This window comes from Thauera butanivorans NBRC 103042 (genome assembly GCF_001591165.1).
GTDB classification, from domain to species: Bacteria; Pseudomonadota; Gammaproteobacteria; order Burkholderiales; family Rhodocyclaceae; genus Thauera; species Thauera butanivorans.
In genome coordinates this window covers 1-19063 of the sequence record NZ_BCUG01000024.1, presented here as the reverse complement: position 1 = coordinate 19063, position 19063 = coordinate 1, and the positions used below count along the sequence as shown (strand labels likewise).

Annotated in this window: 17 protein-coding genes; 12 read left to right on the top strand and 5 right to left on the bottom strand. The window is 67.0% G+C overall.

Features of this window, described 5'->3' with window-relative positions:
* Positions 1–5: 5 nt before the first annotated feature.
* Both TBU01S_RS11520 and TBU01S_RS11515 read left to right on the top strand, forming a co-directional pair.
* Positions 6–860 carry a hypothetical protein gene (locus TBU01S_RS11520; protein ID WP_068636796.1) on the top strand — a complete coding sequence of 285 codons (855 nt, stop codon included), beginning with the start codon at positions 6–8 and terminating at the stop codon, positions 858–860.
* A 372-nt stretch (positions 861–1232) separates the two neighbouring features.
* On the top strand, positions 1233–2156 hold the full coding sequence (locus TBU01S_RS11515) for a bifunctional GNAT family N-acetyltransferase/nucleoside diphosphate kinase regulator (protein WP_245650905.1): 924 nt from the start codon (positions 1233–1235) through the stop codon (positions 2154–2156).
* Positions 2157–2351: 195 nt separating this feature from the next.
* Here the strand turns inward: TBU01S_RS11515 and TBU01S_RS11505 are convergent, their stop codons facing one another.
* Complete coding sequence (locus TBU01S_RS11505) at positions 2352–3353, bottom strand: STAS-like domain-containing protein (protein ID WP_068636794.1); 1002 nt, start codon at positions 3351–3353, stop codon at positions 2352–2354.
* A 391-nt stretch (positions 3354–3744) separates the two neighbouring features.
* On the opposite strand from TBU01S_RS11505, the gene TBU01S_RS11500 reads away from it, so the two are divergent.
* The 3 genes from TBU01S_RS11500 (at position 3745) to cueR (ending at position 8688) form a co-directional block, all read left to right on the top strand.
* Complete coding sequence (locus TBU01S_RS11500) at positions 3745–5526, top strand: SLC13 family permease (RefSeq protein ID WP_068636793.1); 1782 nt, start codon at positions 3745–3747, stop codon at positions 5524–5526.
* A gap of 213 nt (positions 5527–5739) precedes the next feature.
* Complete coding sequence (locus TBU01S_RS11495; RefSeq protein ID WP_068636792.1) at positions 5740–8238, top strand: heavy metal translocating P-type ATPase; 2499 nt, start codon at positions 5740–5742, stop codon at positions 8236–8238.
* A 12-nt stretch (positions 8239–8250) separates the two neighbouring features.
* Positions 8251–8688 carry a Cu(I)-responsive transcriptional regulator gene (gene cueR / locus TBU01S_RS11490; RefSeq protein WP_068636791.1) on the top strand — a complete coding sequence of 146 codons (438 nt, stop codon included), beginning with the start codon at positions 8251–8253 and terminating at the stop codon, positions 8686–8688.
* A 220-nt stretch (positions 8689–8908) separates the two neighbouring features.
* Here cueR and TBU01S_RS11485 read toward each other — a convergent pair whose 3' ends face one another.
* Both TBU01S_RS11485 and TBU01S_RS11480 read right to left on the bottom strand, forming a co-directional pair.
* The gene (locus tag TBU01S_RS11485) at positions 8909–9139 is read right to left on the bottom strand and encodes a heavy-metal-associated domain-containing protein (protein ID WP_281178438.1); all 231 of its coding nucleotides are present in this window, start codon (positions 9137–9139) and stop codon (positions 8909–8911) included.
* Between the two features lie 75 nt (positions 9140–9214).
* Positions 9215–9769: an NADPH-dependent FMN reductase gene (locus TBU01S_RS11480; protein ID WP_068636789.1), complete on the bottom strand. Its 555-nt coding sequence runs from the start codon at positions 9767–9769 to the stop codon at positions 9215–9217.
* Between the two features lie 353 nt (positions 9770–10122).
* Here TBU01S_RS11480 and cydD point away from each other — a divergent pair, with 353 nt between their 5' ends.
* The 7 genes from cydD (at position 10123) to TBU01S_RS11450 (ending at position 17034) form a co-directional block, all read left to right on the top strand.
* Entirely contained in the window at positions 10123–11781 is a 1659-nt protein-coding gene (cydD, locus tag TBU01S_RS11475) for a thiol reductant ABC exporter subunit CydD (protein WP_083953582.1), read from the top strand.
* Positions 11778–13496, top strand: a complete 1719-nt coding sequence (locus TBU01S_RS11470; RefSeq protein ID WP_068636788.1) for an amino acid ABC transporter ATP-binding/permease protein — start codon at positions 11778–11780, stop codon at positions 13494–13496. The genes cydD and TBU01S_RS11470 overlap by 4 nt, the downstream gene beginning before the upstream one ends.
* 68 nt (positions 13497–13564) lie before the next feature.
* The gene (locus TBU01S_RS11465) at positions 13565–15151 is read left to right on the top strand and encodes a cytochrome ubiquinol oxidase subunit I (protein WP_068636787.1); all 1587 of its coding nucleotides are present in this window, start codon (positions 13565–13567) and stop codon (positions 15149–15151) included.
* A gap of 17 nt (positions 15152–15168) precedes the next feature.
* Positions 15169–16326 carry a cytochrome d ubiquinol oxidase subunit II gene (cydB, locus tag TBU01S_RS11460; RefSeq protein WP_068636786.1) on the top strand — a complete coding sequence of 386 codons (1158 nt, stop codon included), beginning with the start codon at positions 15169–15171 and terminating at the stop codon, positions 16324–16326.
* Positions 16327–16346: 20 nt separating this feature from the next.
* A complete protein-coding gene (cydX, locus tag TBU01S_RS11455; RefSeq protein ID WP_068636785.1) occupies positions 16347–16487 on the top strand; it encodes a cytochrome bd-I oxidase subunit CydX in 141 nt (46 codons plus the stop codon).
* Positions 16488–16503: 16 nt separating this feature from the next.
* Entirely contained in the window at positions 16504–16740 is a 237-nt protein-coding gene (locus TBU01S_RS23870; protein ID WP_217999605.1) for a hypothetical protein, read from the top strand.
* Between the two features lie 60 nt (positions 16741–16800).
* Positions 16801–17034, top strand: a complete 234-nt coding sequence (locus TBU01S_RS11450; protein WP_068636784.1) for a hypothetical protein — start codon at positions 16801–16803, stop codon at positions 17032–17034.
* Here TBU01S_RS11450 and TBU01S_RS11445 read toward each other — a convergent pair whose 3' ends face one another.
* Positions 17035–18459 carry a DHA2 family efflux MFS transporter permease subunit gene (locus tag TBU01S_RS11445; protein WP_068636783.1) on the bottom strand — a complete coding sequence of 475 codons (1425 nt, stop codon included), beginning with the start codon at positions 18457–18459 and terminating at the stop codon, positions 17035–17037. It abuts the gene before it with no gap.
* Positions 18460–18521: 62 nt separating this feature from the next.
* The coding region (locus TBU01S_RS11440) for a MarR family winged helix-turn-helix transcriptional regulator (protein ID WP_217999604.1) at positions 18522–19063 on the bottom strand (542 nt) is incomplete at its 5' end.

The following is a 19063-nucleotide window of genomic DNA, read 5'->3' as shown; positions in this document are numbered from 1 at the left end:
GCGCGATGCTGGACCGGGAGACGTCATGGCGGCAGGGAGATTTGCTGACCAGCGATGGATCGCTGCAACTGGGATTGGTCGAGTCACTGGAGGATGGCCGCTTCGCTGTCGTGATCTCCCACGACTGTGACATTCCTCACCCGCACGAACCCTGTATTGAGGTCATCGTGGCGGACTTGATCGGCGATGCCCGTGAGGATCCGCAACTGTCCCATGCCAAGAACCCCCGGCGGCTGCATCTTGCGTATGACAAGGCGGATGGAGGATCGATGGTGCTGGAGTTGCGGCATGCGGAGAAAAGGTCCATCCCGAGAGTCGAGTTTGGCCGGGGCGCGTCCCGGTTTCTTGAAGCGTCGCTTTCGGATGAATCGAAGCGCACCCTGAAGCAATGGCTGGCGGCACGCTATGGCCGGCCCGCGTTCCCCAACGCCTTCGAGAACCGGCTTGCGAAGCGTGTCGGCAAGAGGGACGTCAAGAGCCGGATCGCCCGCATCCTCGCTCCGGAAGCCAGACATCTGGTGGGATTGTTCTTCGATCTGGGCGAGCAGCGGGGCATCGAGGCTTCTGATGGTGAGCCCTATGCGTTGTCCATATCGGTGGCCTATGACGCCATCGAAGGTGGGCCAGGTGCGCGTGAGTCCGCCGAGAGCGTAGTGCAACAATTGCGAGCGCTTTTCATCGAAGCGTACGGCCCTCCCGATGCGGCAACGGAAATCGCCCTCGACGCCTGCGAGCCAGTCCCAGATACACACATGACCCTCGCCGACCTTCGGCGTGTGGATCAATGGCGACTTGAGTACCTCAGCCTGCATGACGATGAACATGGTGGCTTCCTGCCGGACGGCGTTGCCCCCGCGTGAGACGTGAGGTGGCTGGATGAGCCTATAGATAGGCTGGGGGCTGTTGTGCATCTGGCACTGGGCAGTGTCTGACGGCTCTGGGTGAGCCAATGCGGCAGCAACGGTCACGCCGAGTTGCCGGGGGCTCGCTACAGGTACATAATCTGGCCTTATTCCGTAGCGCCAACGGAATAAATCCGTTATCAATCAACGATTTGAGTGCGGCGTGATGTTCCCTTCACCCGCTCCACGCCAGGGACGGCCACTGGGCGATCAATTTCTTGGGTAATTCCTCTCCATTCCGGACCAAGATCGACGTCAATTCTTGACGAGTGCGCTGTCGAAAGAACCGTCATGGCCGAGGCCATGGAAGGCTTTCATTCTTGAAACCCAATGGGGGTGAAGATGAACGAGCCTTTTATTTTTCTTTGTCCCGAGATCACTCGGGCAAACGCGCTGACGCTGATGGACTGGCTGGAGGACGAGGGCGTTACCCGCTACCTGAGCGATTCGCGCCATGTCTCCCGGTTCATCGAGCAGGTCATCGGCCGGGTCCAGTTGCCGATCCTGACCCATCTGTTCAACCAGGGCGGCCGGTTCTTCATGGCCTATGACCGGCATGACGTGCCAGTGGGCTTCGTCCGTCTCGTCAAGAAGGGCCCGGACTGCGAAATGGTCCTGGTCATTGGCAACCGCGACGACTGGGGCCGCAAGCTCGGCACCAGCGTGATCCGCGAAGGCATGAAGCTCGCCTTCTTCGACATGCGGGCGGAGAAGCTCATCGCCAAAATCCACCCGGACAACGCGCGGTCGCTGAAAGCTTTCCTGCGCAATGGCTTCCTGCTGGAAAGCGAGACGCCCACGATGAAGTCTTTCGCCATGAATTCGGCGCGCTATCTCCGGCTCTTGCGTGAAAGCCCTGCGGCTCTCGCCAGCGACATCTACATCACCGAAGTCGACAGGGCCCGGCTCAAGAGTCTGGTCGAGCTCAGTATGGAATCGGACATTTTCGAGCTGGAGCACGAGATCGAGCGCGCCATCGTCGTCGATCCGCGGCAAGTGGCGGAAGATGTCATCACGATGAACTCCAGGGCCTTGCTGGAGGTGGACGACGAGAAGGTGGAAGTCGCGCTGGTTTACCCGGAGGATGCGGACGACAGCGCCGAGAAATTGTCGGTTTGCTCCGGCATCGGCACCGCGATCCTGGGCTACAAGGAGGGCGATGCCTTCGACTGGCGGATTCCGGATCGAACCTGCCATATCCGGATCAGGAAAGTGCTTTATCAGCCAGAAGCCGCGGGCGATTTCCACCTGTAGGTTCGGGCGCTGCATCACTGCTGCAGATCGCGCATGAGCGCCTGGGTCGGCTCGGCTGGCGCACCACCCTGCCCGGCATTGCCCAGGCCTGGGTGGCCGGCTACCGCAGCGGCACCACCGAAGTCCGCGAAATCGTCCTGACCGACGGCAGCAGCATCTGGCTCAATGCCGCCAACGCGCTGCCTCCTCGCCACGCTACCCCGCCCGCACCCGCGCCACCATCCTGCGAACATCCTCGCTCATGTTGACCGGTGTCATTTCGAGCGTCGGATGCGAGGCCTGGAAAACACGGAACACTTCATCCGCGAATGCCTGGCCGATTTCTTCAACGCCCGTAAAGTCGAGCACCACCGTCTGGAAACGCTCGAAGCGCTGCGTCAGCCGCTTGGCCTGGGAGCGTGACACCAGCTTTTCGCCTTCGTGCTGCGCCAACCGGACGGGAACGACGGTTTTGGCAAAGGTGAATTCCTCGGGCATCGCAAATTCATCGAACACGGCCTTCACCGTGTGCGGGCTGTCATTGGCCAGCACCATCTTTACCTGCGTGCCGGCCACCTCGCTGTCGCCGCCGATCAACCAGTCGGCACTTGCCGCTTCGTGCGAAAAGACCAGATTGCGCGACACGATGGAAAAGCGATCGAACATCCGCGACGAAAAGAACACGCCTTCACCGCTATGGCGTGCAGGATCGGTCGTCAGTTTGCCTTTCGCCAGTTCCAGGATGGATTCACGCGGATCGTACAGGCCCAGCAGACGCTGGATACGATGGAAAATGCCTTCGCCGTCGTCAGCAACGTGCATCGTGGTACGCAGCGCATCACGTTCGATGGCGACGGTCACTTGCCCGCCTTCGGAATGGTCGATTGCGTTATTGACCATCTCGGTGATGCCATAGCGCCAGATATCGACGACATTGGGCGGCAGATCGGCAACGAGCGGCGCCACGTCCGCCACCCAGAGCCGATGCTCGTCCAGCCCTTCCAGGCCATGCGTCTTGCGCACGGACAGAATCGGCAGCAAGGCATAGCGTCGGCCGCGCCCGGTTCCCTTGGCCTGGATGATGCCATCACCGGCCAGGCGCTTGAGGCGGGTGGCAATGGTCTGCCGCGATACGCCCAACTCCGCCGCCGCCGTACTCGCAACGTGCGGCTCGCCGCTGTCGATGATGCGCAGGATGAGAGTATCGACGATGTCCATGGCACCCCTTCATTTGTAAAGTACGGCACCGATAAATGTAAAGAAAAGGCGTGGAATTGTAAAGCAGACACTCCAGGCCGGGCCGCTGCCGGGCGCCCCTGAGCCTGGCGTCGTAGCAAAGCTCATGGGCAACGATGGAAGGCATGGCGAAGTCGCCTGGCAGATGCTGCTGCAAACGGGCCAACATGCCGTCATGGCTTTTCATAATGGCAATGACGGCATGGGTGTCGAGCAGGTATTTCATCGGAAAAAATCCAGATCCGGGGGTTGCTGCCCAGGCTTCTCCTGTTATCGCTTGCATCGCCTGGCTCCATCCGCCACAACGATCCGCTAATCTTTTGCCCACAGCCTGGATTAACCCGGCCGCCACCCTGCCCAGGGAGTACCCGGCATGACGATCGAAATCGTGACGGTCCTCTTCATCGCGCTGACCGCCATTGTGCTGTTCGCGACGGAAAAGCTGCGCATGGACACGGTCGCCCTGCTGGTGCTCGGTAGCCTGGCGCTGACCGGCCTGGTCGCCCCGGGCCAGGCGCTCGGCGGCTTCAGCAATCCGGCCACGGTGACGGTAGCCGCGATGTTCGTGCTGGCCGCCGGGCTGCAGAACAGCGGCGCGCTGTCCGGCATCGGCAGCCTGCTCGGGCGTGCCGGGTCCCCGCTGCAATTCCTGATCATCCTGTTCGCGGTGCTGGCGGTGATCGCCCCCTTCGTCAACAACACCGCGGTGGTCGCGGTGTTCATGCCGATCGTGATGGCGGCGACGGCCAGCGTCGGCATGTCGGCCTCGAAGGCGCTGATCCCCTTGTCCTATGTGTCGCAGATGGCGGGAGTCTGCACCCTGGTGGGCACCTCCACCAACCTGCTGGTCAACGCCATGGCGAGGGACATGGGCCATCCCGGCTTCGGCATGTTCGAGTTCAGTTCGCTCGGCCTGATCTGCATGGCAGCGGGCTGCTTCTACCTGCTGACGCTCGGGCGCTGGCTGCTGCCGGATACGCGGGGCGCGGAGCTGGTCGAGCACTATCAGTTGGGCAAATACATCACCGAACTGCGGGTGATGCCCGACTCGTCGCTGATCGGCATCTCGGTCGGCGAAGCCAAGCTGGGCGAGGGGTTCGGCGTTTTCGTGCTGGAACTGCTGCGCGGCGACGAAAAGGTCTGGTCGCCCCGGGCGCAGACGCTGCAGGAAGGCGACGTGCTGCTGGCGCGCGGCGACTGGTCGCAATTGGACGAGTTGCGCAAGAAGGCGGGCCTCGAAGTGAATTCGCAGTTCAAGCTCGGCCGGCAGGATTTCGCGGCAGTGGCCCAGGTGCTGACCGAAGTGATGGTCGCGCCCCGCTCGCGCGCGATCGGCAGCACCCTGGCGACGCTGGCACCCCGCTGGCAGCACGACGCGACGGTGCTGGGCATCCATCGCCGCGGCCAGGTCTTGCGCGACAAGCTGAGTGAGGTGCGCCTGCGCGTGGGCGACATCCTGCTGATGCTGACGCCCGAGGCGGAAATGCCGGCGCTGCGCAAGGACAAGAACGTCATCGTGCTGTCCGAGCGTGAGGCGCAGCAGCCGGGCGGCTGGCGCGCACCTTTCGCGCTGGCGGTGATGGCGCTGGTGATCGGCGTGTCGGCACTGGGCTGGGCGCCGATCGCGGTCACCTCGCTGATGGGCGCGGTGGCGATGACCTTGGCCGGCTGCCTGGATGCGGATGATGTCTACGACGCCGTCGACTGGCGCATCATCATCCTGATGGCCGGCCTGCTGCCGCTGGGCGTGGCGATGAGCGAAACCGGCGCCGCCGCCTTCCTGGTGGAAAACACCATCGGCCTGGTGCGCGACTCGGGGCCGCTGATGGTGCTGGCGGTGCTGTACCTGATGGCGCTGCTGTTGACCGAATTCATGAGCAATGCCGCGGCGGCGGTGCTGCTCACGCCGATCGGCATGTCCACCGCGCGGATGATGGACGTCGACGCCACGCCCTTCCTGATCGCGGTGACCTTCGCGGCATCGACCAGCTTCGCCACGCCGGTGGGCTACCAGACCAACACCATGGTCTATGGCGCCGGGGGCTACCGCTTCAGCGACTTCGTCAAGGTCGGCCTGCCGCTGAACCTGATCTTCTGGGTGCTGGGGGTGATCTTCATCCCGGTGTTCTGGCCTTTCCACGGTGCTGCTGGCTGAGCCGAAGCGCTCACTTCTGGCAGGCTGGAGCCCCCGCCGATCGTGCCATTCACGGGAGCATCGGGTTTCGCTTCGCTCCACCTGCGCGACCCGATCCACTCTGCCCGGCTGATGGCTGCCATTTTCAGAACAGGCATCATTGCGGTTTGACCTTCCCATGATGGCAAGGTCTAGCCTGTATGCTGTCAAGGCATCAATGCGAGGAAAGGAATCATGAACGCATCCGCGAAAGCGCAGGCCCGGCCAGTCACGGCGGCGGTCAGCCTGCCGATCGAAGGGATGACCTGCGCCAGCTGCGTCGGCCGCGTCGAGGCGGCGCTGGCCAAGGTCGAGGGCGTCGCGCAGGTTTCGGTGAATCTGGCCACCGAACGGGCGGACATCCGCCTGGCTGCGCCGGTGGATCGCATGACGCTGATCGCCGCGGTCGAGAAGACCGGTTATGACGTGCCGGCCAGCACCACCGAGCTGGCGATCGAGGGCATGACCTGCGCATCCTGCGTCGGCCGCGTCGAGAAAGTGCTGCAGGCCGTGCCCGGCGTCGCCGAAGTCAATGTGAACCTCGCCACCGAGCGCGCCACCGTGCGCGGCGTGGCCGGCGTCGATGCGTTGATCGCGGCGGTGGACAGGGCCGGCTACGACGCCCGCGCCATCGAGGCCGCGGCACAGGCCGGCGACGACGAAGCCCTGGCGAAGAAGGATGCCGAGCGCGCCGAACTGCAACGCGACCTGGGCATCGCCGCAGTGCTGGCCCTGCCGGTGTTCATCCTCGAGATGGGCTCGCACATGATCCCGGCGATGCACCACTGGGTGTCGCACACGCTGGGCACCCAGACGAGCTGGATCATCCAGTTCGTGCTGACGACGCTGGTGCTGCTCTTCCCCGGCCGGCGCTTCTATGCCAAGGGCTTTCCGGCACTGTTCCGCCTGGCGCCGGACATGAACTCGCTGGTCGCGGTCGGCACCAGCGCGGCCTATGCGTATTCGGTGGTCGCCACTTTCCTGCCCGGCGCGCTGCCGGCCGGCACGGTCAACGTCTACTACGAGGCGGCAGCGGTGATCGTGGCGCTGATCCTGCTCGGGCGCTTCCTGGAAGCGCGCGCCAAGGGCCGCACCTCGCAGGCCATCCAGCGCCTGGTCGGCCTGCAGGCCAAGGTGGCGCACATGGTGCGCGACGGTCGCACGGTCGACATTCCGATCGGCGAGGTGGCCTTGGGCGACGTCGTCGAGGTCCGCCCCGGCGAACGGGTGCCGGTGGATGGCGAAGTCATCGAAGGACAGAGCTACGTCGACGAATCCATGATCACCGGCGAGCCGATTCCGGTCTGGAAGTCCGCGGGCAGCGCAGCGGTCGGCGGCACGGTCAACCAGAAAGGCGCGCTGAGCCTGCGCGCCACCGCGGTCGGCAGCCAGACCGTGCTGGCGCAGATCATCCGCCTGGTCGAGCAGGCCCAGGGCTCCAAGCTGCCGATCCAGGCGGTGGTGGACAAGGTGACGCTGTGGTTCGTGCCGGCGGTGATGGCCGCCGCGCTGGCCACCTTCCTGATCTGGCTGGCCTTCGGCCCGTCGCCGGCGCTGACTTTCGCGCTGGTCAATGCGGTGGCGGTGCTGATCATCGCCTGCCCCTGCGCGATGGGCCTGGCGACGCCGACCTCGATCATGGTCGGCACCGGCCGCGGCGCGGAGATGGGCGTGCTGTTCCGCAAGGGCGAAGCGCTGCAGTTGCTGAAGGATGCCAGGGTGGTGGCGGTGGACAAGACCGGCACGCTGACCGAAGGCCGTCCGGCACTGACCGACCTGGAAGTGGCCGAAGGCTTCGAGCGTGCCGGGGTACTGGCGCGGGTCGCGGCCGTGGAATCGCGCTCCGAGCATCCGATCGCCCGCGCCATCGTCGAAGCGGCCGAGCAGGAAGGCATCACCCTGCCCGCGCTGGACGCGTTCGAGTCCGTCACCGGCATGGGCGTGCGGGCGACGGCCGGCGGCCAGCGCGTGGAAGTCGGCGCAGACCGCTACATGCGCTCGCTGGGCCTGGACGTGGATACATTCGCCGTCAGCGCCGAACGGCTGGGCAGCGAAGGCAAGTCGCCGCTGTACGCCGCCATCGACGGCCGCCTGGCCGCGATCCTCGCCGTCGCCGACCCGATCAAGCCGAGCACGCCCGCGGCCATCACGGCGCTGCACGCGCTGGGCCTGAAGGTCGCCATGATCACCGGCGACAACGCACGCACGGCGCGCGCCATCGCTGCGCAGCTGGGCATCGACGAAGTGGTGGCCGAAGTGCTGCCCGAAGGCAAGGTCCAGGCGATCCAGCGGCTCAAGGCCGCCCATGGCGTGCTGGCTTTCGTCGGCGACGGCATCAACGACGCGCCGGCGCTGGCCGAAGCCGACGTCGGCCTGGCCATCGGCACCGGCACCGACGTGGCGATGGAAGCGGCCGACGTGGTGCTGATGTCCGGCAACCTGCAGGGCGTGCCGAACGCGATCGCGCTGTCGAAAGCCACGATCGGCAACATCCACCAGAACCTGTTCTGGGCCTTCGCCTACAACACCGCGCTGATCCCGCTGGCTGCGGGTGCGCTCTACCCCGCGTACGGCGTGCTGCTGTCGCCGATCTTCGCCGCCGGCGCAATGGCGATGTCCAGCGTGTTCGTGCTGGGCAATGCGCTGCGGCTGCGGCGCTTCCAGCCGCCGCTGGCGGCCGACGCCCGGGCATGAGGAGGAAGGACGATGAACATCGGTGAAGCGGCCAGGGCCTCGGGCGTCTCGGCCAAGATGATCCGCTACTACGAGTCGGTCGGGCTGATACCGCCGGCGGCGCGCACCGACTCGGGTTATCGCGCCTACACCGAGTCCGGCGTGCATATGCTGCGCTTCATCCGCCGCGCCCGCGACCTGGGCTTTGCGGTCGCGGAGATCCACGACCTGCTCGGGCTGTGGCGCGACCGCTCGCGCAAGAGCGCCGACGTCAAGCGGGTCGCGCAACAGCACATCGCCGACCTGCAGCGGCGCATCGACGAACTGCGGCAGATGGCCGACACCTTGCAGACGCTGGTGGCCTGCTGCGCGGGCGACGACCGGCCCGACTGCCCGATTCTGGCGAATCTGGAGCAGGACGAGGTGGAAAAAGCAGCCAGCCCGGCTTGCGGGAAGGGCCGGGCCGCATGAGCCGAAACCCATCGGCCATGGAGCCGCTTTGACGCGGTGGGTTTCGCCTACGGCCCCTACCCGCACGGCCCGACCCACCCTACAGCTCTACAGCCAAGTAGGATGGGTAGAGCGCAGCGAAACCCATCATCCCCGACAAGTCGCAACCGATGGGTTTCGCTTGCGCTCTACCCATCCTACGAAGGTTTTCGCGGCTCAGCCCCCGGCTGAAAAACCAGCCTCAGGCCGCCTTCGGCGGGAAACCTGCTTCCTGCAGCGCCGCCTCGATCTGCGCCTGAGGCGCGGACGATTCGACTTCGACCAGGCGGTTGGGCGGATCGGCCGTTACCTTCGCGTCGGTGTCGACCGACTGGATCGCCTTGGTCACACCGCGGGCGCAGCCGCCGCAGGTCATGTTTTCGATATGGAATCGCATCGGAAGCTCCTTGGGAAATGTCACGTCCGGCAGCATGAGGCTTGCCACGCTTGGAAGGTCAACAGGCAGCCACCACCCCCGCCTTATGCCGATGCTGCACAGGGCGGTGGATCAGGCCTTGCGCAAACGCTCGACCCAGGCGACGAACCGGTCCATGTAGCCCTTCAGGAAGTCGTGGCTGGCGGCACCCACATTGCCTTCGGCATCGATCAATTCGTCATGCCAGCGGATGAAACCCTCGGGCTGCCCCATCGTCGGCATGTCGAGGTAGGCCAGGATGTTGCGCAGGTGCTGCTGGGCCATGGAAGTGGCCGGCCCGCCGCCCGCGGTGCCGATGACTGCGGCCGGGATGCCCGCCCAGGCACTGCTGCCGTAGGGCCGGCTGGCCGCATCGAGCGCATTCTTCAGCAGCGCGGGGATCGAACGATTCTGCTCGGGCGTCACGAACAGGATGCCGTCCTGGGTGCGCACCTTGTCCTTCAGGGCCTGGAAGACGGCCGGATAGTCTGCGTCGTCATCACGGTTGTACATCGGCAGATGGTCGAGGTCGATGAACTCGAAATCCGCCCGATCCTGCGCCAGCTTCACCAGGGCCTGGGCCAGCTTGCGGTTGATGGAGGTCCGGCTGGCACTGCCGACGATCACGCCGATGCGAAGTCTGCTCATGATTGCTCCTCGAAAATTACAACTGAACACACCCTGGGCCGCAGCAGCGGCTTCGGTGGCGATGCCCGTGAATACCGGGCGCGTGGCGATTCGCCCCGCCGTAAAGCGGGCCAGCGGCCGCCCCTCCAGCGTCGCGATTCATTCACGTCATATACCATGCCGGCGAGATCGTCAAAACCCGGGGAGGTAAAGCGTTGTTGCGTAGCCAAGCGCATCAGGGAGCAGCCGGCCGATCGAAAGGCGACGATGGCCGACTCCGGAACGCGGAATGTCCCGCGCGCGCCCTCGGATTCGGGCAGCATCTCGCACGCACCCCGGCGGCACAGCCCATGGATTCGCCCCCAGGTCCGGACATGGCCACTTCTTCCCGCAGCGGCGCGATGCTGCAACTGGCCGCTGCGCTGCTGTGGCTGCCCCAGGCCGGCCTGCTCGCCTGGGCGCTGCAGCAGATGGCGGACGGACAGCCGATGCGGCAGCTGCTGGCAGCCACCGCAGGCGTGCTGGCGTTGGGCATGCTGCGCGCCTGGTGCGACGGTACCGGCGTGCTGCGGGCCCATCGCGCCGCACGCACCGTGTTGAGCCAGTTGCGTGCCCGGGCGCTGCAGGCCCTGGCCCATTCGTCGCCGCTGGACAAGGCACGGCCATCATCGGGCCAGGCAGCCAGCGTCCTTGCCGAACAGGCCGAAGCCGTGGTGCCGTGGCTGGCGCGCTACCAGTGCGCGATGTGGCGTGTGCGCGTCGTGCCGCTGGCGATTGCGGCCGTCGTCGCCAGCCAGAGCTGGCTGGCCGCGCTGATCCTGATCCTCGCCGCGCCGCTGATTCCGCTGTTCATGGCCATCGTCGGCTGGCGCGCCCGCGCCGCCAGCGAGGAGCAACTGGCGGAAATGGGCGGCATGAACGCCTTCCTGCTCGATCGCCTGCGGGGCTTGAGCACCTTGCGGGCACTGGGCGCGGTGGAAAGCTCGGCCCGGCGGCTGCGAGCGCATGCCGAAGCCCTGCGCCAGCGCACCATGCGCGTGCTGCGCATCGCCTTCCTGTCCTCGGCCGTGCTGGAGCTGTTTTCCGCGCTGGGGGTGGCGATGGTGGCGGTCTATGTGGGCTTCCACCTGCTCGGCACCCTGCCCTTCGGCGCCTGGGGGCAGAAGCTGAGCCTGGGCGAGGCCTTGTTCGTGCTGCTGCTGGCACCCGCATTCTTCGAACCCCTGCGCGAACTGTCCGCCGTCTGGCACGACCGCGCCGCCGGCGAAGCAGCGCTCGAAGCGCTGGAAGACCTGCGCCGCCAGGCGACATCCATCGTCGGCAGCATCGAGGCCGAGCGGATGCCCCCTGCTCCAAGCACAGCAGCAGCGGTCGACATCGTGGCTCTCGAAGTCCAGGCGCCCGGCAGCGACACGCGGCTCGAAGCGCTGAACCTGCACGTCGAGCCAGGCGAGCACGTGGCGCTGTGGAGCCCCAGCGGCAGCGGCAAGTCGGTGCTGCTGGCACAGATCGCCGGCCTGGCACCGGTCGCCAGAGGCGAGATACGCATCGACGGCCAGCCCTTGAATGCCGAAACGGCCGCAGCGATGCGCGCCCGCATGGCATGGATGGGGCAGCACGCCCATGTCTTTGCCGGCTCGATGCCGCACAACGTATCGCTGGGGCGTGTGCACCTCGGTGCCGACGACGTCCGGACCGCCGCCGAGCAGGCGGCGCTGGGCGCCGTGCTGCAGGCGCGCGCGGCCTCGAGCCTGGGCGAAGGCGGCAGCGGCTTGTCGGGCGGCGAGGTGCTGCGGCTGGCGCTGGCGCGCCTGGCGGTGAACCGGGACGCCGGACTGCTGCTGGTCGACGAGCCGACCGCCCACCTGGACCCGGTGACCGCAGGGCAGATCATCGACAGCCTGCTGCGCATCGCCCGCGGCCGCACGCTGATCGTCGCCACCCATGATGCGCAGCTGGCGCAGCGCATGGACCGGGTGATCCGGCTGCCATGGCGGCCGCTCCCGCCCTCGGCGGACGGAGAGGCGGCATGAAGGGTCGCAAGCCGTCCCTGCGCCGCAGCATGAAACCCCTGCTACACACCCTGGCTGTGATGGCCGGGCGCCGGCTATGGCTGGGCGGCGCGCTGCTGGCGGCCTTGACCGTGCTGATGGGCATGGCGCTGCTGGGGCTGTCGGGCTGGTTCATCGCAGCCACCGCGCTGGCGGGCCTGGTGCCGGCCACGGCGCTGATGTTCGACGTCTTCATGCCTTCGGCCGGCATCCGCCTGCTGGCACTGGGCCGCAGCGGCGCACGCTATGCGGAGCGCCTGGTCACGCACGACGCGACGCTGGCCGTGCTCGCGGCATTGCGCGAAAAGCTGTTCCGCCACTGGTCCCGCCCCCAGGCTGCACGCCTGCTGCTGTTGCGCCCCGCCCGCCTGCTGCAGCGCCTGACGGCCGACGTCGATGCGCTGGACAACCTGTACCTGCGTCTGCTGGTGCCGGGCATCGCGGCGCTCGGCGCGGCGCTGCTGGCGGCGCTGGCCTTCGGCATCATGCACGGGTGGCTGGGCCTGCTGACGCTGGCCTGGCTGCTGCTGGCCGGTTGGGGCATCGCGCTGTGGCACGGCCTGCGGACCCGCAAGACCGCGATCCGCCGTGCGATGGCGCTGGAAACCCTGCGCCTGAAAAGCGTGGACCTCGTCGCAGGGCAGGCGGAACTGCTGATGACGGGCCGCCTGCCTGCGCAGGTCGCGGCGGTGCAGGCCTGCGATGCGCGCGCCGCGCAAGCCGACGACCGGCTGTACCGCGCCGAGGCGTGTGCGGCACAGGCTTATGGCCTGGCGAGCGCCCTGACCTTGAGCGCCGCCTTGCCGGCAATGGGTTGGCTGGTGGAAGGGCAACGGATCGGCGTCGCCGTCGCGGCCTTGGGCATCCTGCTGGCGCTGTCGGCGATGGAGCCGTTCGCCGCCCTCCGCCGGGGTGCGGCCGAAGCCGGCCGCAGCTGGCTCGCAGTCCGCCGCCTCGGCGCCGCGGTGGCGGCTGATGACGGGCCACCGTCGGCCGAGCGGGCAAAGCCCGCTGGCGGCCTGGCTGTGCAGCTGGACCAGCTGCGGGTGGCTCATCCGGGCTGGCCGGAAATCCTCGGGCCGCTGGATCTGCACGTCCGCGAGGGCGAGCGCATTGCCCTGATCGGCAGCAGCGGCGCCGGCAAGAGCAGCCTGCTGTCAGTGATCGCGGGCGAACTGCCCGCCGCCTCGGGACGGGCTGCCGCCCTGCCGTGCTGCTGGATGACGCAGCGCACCGAGCTGTTCCGCGACAGCCTGCACGACAACCTGCGCCTGGCTTCGCCGGATGCCGGAGACGCCGCATTGTGGAACGCACTCGAAGCCGCCGGACTGGCCCGGGACATCAAGGCCCTGCCGCAGGGGCTGGACACCTTGCTGGGCGAAGGCGGCCTGGGCCTGTCGGGCGGCCAGGCGCGCCGCCTGGCGCTGGCGCGGCTGTTTCTGCATCCGTCCCGATGCTGGCTGCTGGACGAAGCCACCGAAGGTCTCGACGCCGTCACCGCTGCCGATGTCATGCAGCGGCTTGCACAAGCCGCTCAAGGGCGTACCCTATTGCTGGCCACGCACTGGCAGCGCGAGGCACGGCTGGCCGACCGGATTATCTGGCTCGCGGACGGACGCGTTGCCCGGCAGGCGCAACGCGGCACCCGCGAATATGAGTTGGCCCTGGCCCGGCTCAGACCCGATGCAGCGGATTGACGCCGGGGTTCCACCCCGCGCCAAGGCGCTGCATTGCCCCTTTGAAGTACCGCAGCAAAGGAGGTTTCATGGACCTCGACATCGTCGATCTCTCGCGGCTGCAGTTCGCCATCACGGCGCTGTACCACTTCCTGTTCGTGCCGCTGACGCTGGGCCTGGCCGTTCTCATCGCGATCATGGAAACCGTGTACGTGATGACCGGCCGGACCATCTGGCGCGACATGACCAAGTTCTGGGGCATCCTGTTCGGCATCAACTTCGCCATGGGCGTGGCGACCGGCGTGGTGATGGAGTTCCAGTTCGGCATGAACTGGAGCTACTACAGCCACTACGTCGGCGACATCTTCGGTGCGCCGCTGGCGATCGAGGGCCTGATGGCCTTCTTCCTCGAAGCGACCTTCGTCGGCCTGTTCTTCTTCGGCTGGGACCGCATGACCAAGGTGCAGCACCTGAGCGCCACCTGGCTGGTGGCGCTGGGCTCGAACTTCTCGGCGCTATGGATCCTGATCGCCAACGGCTGGATGCAGAACCCGGTCGGCGCGGCCTTCAATCCGCAGACCATGCGCATGGAAGTGACCGACTTCTTCGCCGTGCTGACCAACCCGGTGGCCCAGGCCAAGTTCGTGCACACGGTGTCGGCCGGCTACGTGACGGCATCGCTGTTCGTGCTGGGCGTGTCGGCCTGGTATCTGCTCAAGGGACGCCACGTGCCGCTGGCCAAGCGCTCGATGACGGTGGCGGCCTCCTTCGGCCTCGCCGCCTCGCTGTCGGTGGTGGTGCTCGGCGACGAGAGCGGCTACCAGTCCTCGGAGCACCAGAAGATGAAGCTGGCCGCGATCGAGGCGATGTGGGAGACCGAGCCGCCGCCGGCTTCGTTCACCGCCTTCGGCTTCCCCGACCGCGAGGCGCGCGAAACCCATTACGCGGTACACATCCCCTGGGTCATGGGCCTGATCGGCACGCGCTCGCTGACACAGGAGATTCCGGGCATCAACCAGCTCGTGGATGACGCCGAAGGCTACATCCGCGACGGCATCGATGCCTACGATGCGCTGCAGGCCATTCGTGCCGCGAAGACGGATGCAGAGATCCCCGCCGAGGCACGCCAGCGCTTCGAGGACAAGGGCGCACGCATGGGCTATGCCCTGCTGCTGATGCGCTACGTGGATGATCCGCGTCATGCCACCGATGAGCAGATCCGCCAGGCGGCGATGGACAGCGTGCCGCCGGTGGGCCCGCTGTTCTGGACCTTCCGCATCATGGTCGGCCTGGGGGTGTTCTTCGTCCTGCTGACGGCCACCTTCTTCGTCCTGTCGGCGCGCCACCGGCTCGATGCCCATCCGTGGCTGCTGAAAGTCGCCGTATGGTCGATTCCGCTGCCCTGGATCGCCGTGGAGTGCGGCTGGATCGTCGCCGAAGTGGGCCGCCAGCCCTGGGTCATCGAAGGCGTGCTGCCGACCGCGATGGCCGTCTCCAACCTGGGCGCCGGCACGCTGCTGCTGACGATCGCCGGCTTCGTCCTGATCTACACCGTGCTGTTCGTCATCGAGATGAAGCTGATGCTCAAGGCCATCCGCAAGGGGCCGCCGCATGTCAGCGAACCGCATCTGAGCTTCTACCAGCCGATGATCGACAAGCTGGCGCGCACGCGCTGAGCGAGGAGGGATTCGCCATGATCCTGCATGAACTCATTTCCTACGAGGTGCTGCGCGTCATCTGGTGGCTGCTGCTGGGCATCCTGCTGGTCGGCTTCGCGGTGATGGACGGCTTCGACCTGGGCGCCATGGGGCTGCTGCGGGCCACGGCCAGGACCGACGTCGAGCGCCGTGTCGTCATCAACACCGTCGGCCCGATCTGGGAAGGCAACCAGGTGTGGCTGATCCTGGGCGGCGGCGCGATTTTCGCCGCCTGGCCGCAACTGTATGCGGTGTCGTTCTCGGGCTTCTACCTGGCGATGTTCGCCATTCTCGCCGCGCTGATCCTGCGTCCGGTCGCCTTCAAATTCCGCAGCAAGCGCGAGGAACCCGGCTGGCGCAACGCCTGGGACTGGGTGCTGTGCCTGACCGGGCTGGCACCGGCGCTGCTGTTCGGCGTGGCGGTGGGCAACGTGCTGCTGGGCGTGCCCTTCCGCCTCGGCGACGACATGCGCATCTGGTACGAAGGCAGCTTCTTCGGCCTGCTGACGCCCTTCGCGCTGCTGTGCGGCCTGGTGTCCCTGTTCATGCTGCTGATGCACGGCGCCGCCTGGCTGGTGTTCAAGACCGAAGGCGAAGTGTCGGCGCGCGCCGCGCGCTGGGGCGGCATCGCCGCGGTGCTGACGAGCGTGCTGTTCGTGCTGGCCGGCGTCTGGATCGCGCTCGGCGGCGTGCCGGGCTACGCGATCACCAGCGCCATCGACCCTGCCGGGCCGTCCAACCCGGCGGCCAAGACGGTCGCCGTGACGGCGGGCGCGTGGCTGGCCAACTTCGGCGCCCGGCCCGTGCTGTGGCTGCTGCCCGCGCTCGGCGTGCTGCTGCCGCTGCTCAGCCTGCTGGGCATGCGCGGCCGCAGGGAGTGGCTGGCGCTGCTGTCCAGCGGGGCGGCCATCGCCTGCATCATCCTCACGGTCGGCGCCGCGATGTTCCCGATCATCCTGCCCTCGTCGCTGGACCCGCGCGTGAGCCTGGCAGTGTGGGACTCGTCGTCCAGCCACATGACGCTGTTCATCATGCTGGTGTGCGTGCTGATCTTCATGCCCCTGATCCTGGCCTACACGTCCTGGGTGTATCGCATCCTGCGCGGCAAGGTGGACCCGGTCGCCATCGCCACCGGCGAAGGGCATTCGTACTGACCCCCAGCGGAGGACAAACCATGTGGTACTTTTCCTGGCTCCTCGGCCTGCCGCTGGCAGCCGCCTTCGCCGTGCTCAACGCGATGTGGTTCGAGCTGATGGACGACGAGGCGACGCACCGCCGCATGCTGGACAAGGCGGATTCCGACGGCGAGGCCTGAGCCCCCCCCCCGCATCATGCCCCCTGCACCCGCTTCCCCGCGTCCGCCCGCCCCGGCGGACGCCGTTGCCGCTTCTCCTTCGTCGTCCGCCTTGACCGACCGCCAGCGCTGGCTCAGCGTGACCGCGCTGGCGCTGGGCGCATTCGTGTTCAATACCAGCGAATTCGTGCCGGCAGGGCTGCTCAGCGACATCGGCGGCAGCTTCGGCATGCCGGTCGAGCACGTCGGTCTGATGCTGACCATCTATGCCTAGCTGGTGACGCTGGTGTCGCTGCCGGGCATGCTGCTGACCACCTCCGTCGGCGACGGCTAGGTGCTGTATGTGCTGGTTTCGGTCTGGGGTGCGGCGATGGTGGCGATGGCGATGTTCTCGGGCCTGTTCAACGTCGGCATCGGTGCGGGCGCACTGATCGGCAGCCAGGTGAGTTCGCATGCCAGGCTGCAGCATGTCGGCCTGGCCGGCGGCCTGCTGGCGCTGCTGGGCGCAGCATGGTGGCTGTGGGCGATGAAGCTGGGAGCCGGGCCGCAGCGCGGGCACATGCCGTGATCAGGCCTGCGCGGCAGGCTGGCCCTTCATCCGCCAGGCCGCGCAGACGGCAGCCAGCATCGTCAGGCCGATGAACAGGAAGCCCTGGGCGTAGGCGAGCGGCAGGCCGTCGGGCAAAGCGGCCAGCGCCTGCACCCGCCATTCGGTAAACACCGCGATGACCGCCACGCCGAACACGCCACCCAACTGGCGGGCGTAGCTGACCACGACCGAGGATTGCGCATGCTGATGCGCCGCCAGGTCGCGGACCGTCGCGAGGTTGAGTGCCGGCAGGATCAGGCCCAGGCCGATGCGGCCGAGCACGGTGGCGACGATCAGCTCGGTGTAATCAACCTTGCCGCCGAGAGCGAAGAAGATGAAGAAGGACAGGCCGAACAGCACCAGCCCCCAGATCGTCACCTGCTGCGGCGAGAACTTGTCGACCATCCGGCCGGCGACCGGCGTCGACAGGATCAGCGCGATGCCGCCCGGAATCAGCACGCTGCCGGCCGCCGTCGCAGTGTAGCCCAGCGCATGCTGCAGGAACACCGGGATCAGGTAGGTCGAGCCGAACAGGCCGAAGCCGTAGGTGAAGGACACCAGCGTGCCCATCGAAAAAGTGCGCGAACGGAAGATGTCCAAGCTGATGATCGGCTGCCGGGCGCGCCGGGCATGCAGCACGAAGCCAACGACGAGCACCGCGGCGAGCAGGAAGCTGCCCAGCGTCCACACCGAGACGAGGCCGCTGTGCTGCAGGCTGGCGATGCCTTCGACCATCGCCAGCGTGGCGCCCGACAGCAGGCCCGCGCCCAGCCAGTCGAACGGATGCCGCCTGATCTCGCGCGGCGAAGGCAGCAGGAAGATACCGGCCAGCAGCGCCAGCAGGCCGAAGGGCAGGTTCAGGTAGAAGATCGACTCCCAGCCGAAACGGTCGATCAGCACGCCGCCGAAGGCCGGCGCCACCGCAGGCGTGAGCCCGAGCCCCAGCATCAGCAGGCCGGAGGCCTGGCCCTGCAGATGAGGCGGGAACAACCGCAGGATCACCAGCGCGCTCAAGGGCTGGAGCACGCCGGTGGCGCAGCCCTGCAGCACCCGCGCGGCGACCACCGTCGGGAAGCTGGTGGCCAGGCTGCCGGCGATGCTGCTCAGCACCAGCAGGATCAGCGCGGACATGAAGAGCTTGCGGAAGCCGATGCGGTCGAGTAGCCAGGGTGCGGGCAGCATCGACAGCGTCATCGCCGCCATGAAACCGGTCATCGCCCACTGCACGCGCTCCTGGCCGAGGCCGAAGTCCTGTGCAAGCGCGTTGATCGCGACGTTGAAGCTGGAAGTGGAGAGCACGCCGGCCACGGTGCCGATGCCAACCACGATCAGCAGCATCCACTTGTAGCGCTCGCCGTAGCGTTCGGCAAGCGTCTCGAACGAAGGAGGGGAAGGAAGGCGCATTTGAGCCGAAGCTCCTCGGAGGCGGGAAAGGGAAGCCAGGGAAAGCGGACGCGGCGGCCGTTTCAGCCGCTGTCGCCCGCTTTGCCAGCGCCCTCCCCGCTGCGTTCGCACTGTGCGCCGAGTTCGATCTCCCCGATGCGCTCGGCGATGCGAGCAAGCACTGCGCGGGTCGTGGCGACGTCCTCCGCGGCGATGCCGCGCAAGGCCTCGGCTTCGAGGCTGCGGGACGCGCCTTCGATCTCCCTGACCTGTTCCCACCCACGTGCCGTCAGCGAAATCAACTTGGCGCGGCGATCCTCGGGATCGGCCGCCCAGTCGACCAGCGCCGCTTCGCGCAACTGATTGAGGATGCGGACCATCGACGAGGTATCGAGGAACAGGTGATCGGCCAGTTCCTTCTGCCGCATCGGCCGGCCGGCCTTGGACAGGGCGAGCAGCGGCGCCCAGCTGGCGTCGGTGAGGCCGTGGGCCTTGAGGCGCCGATTCAGCACCTTGCGCCATTGGCGGTAGATGAAGCCGACCTGGCTGGCGAAGCGCACGGACGTGCGCGGCGGGTCGGCAAGCGGCGAAGAATCGGACGAAGACGAAACGGTTTGCATGCAAA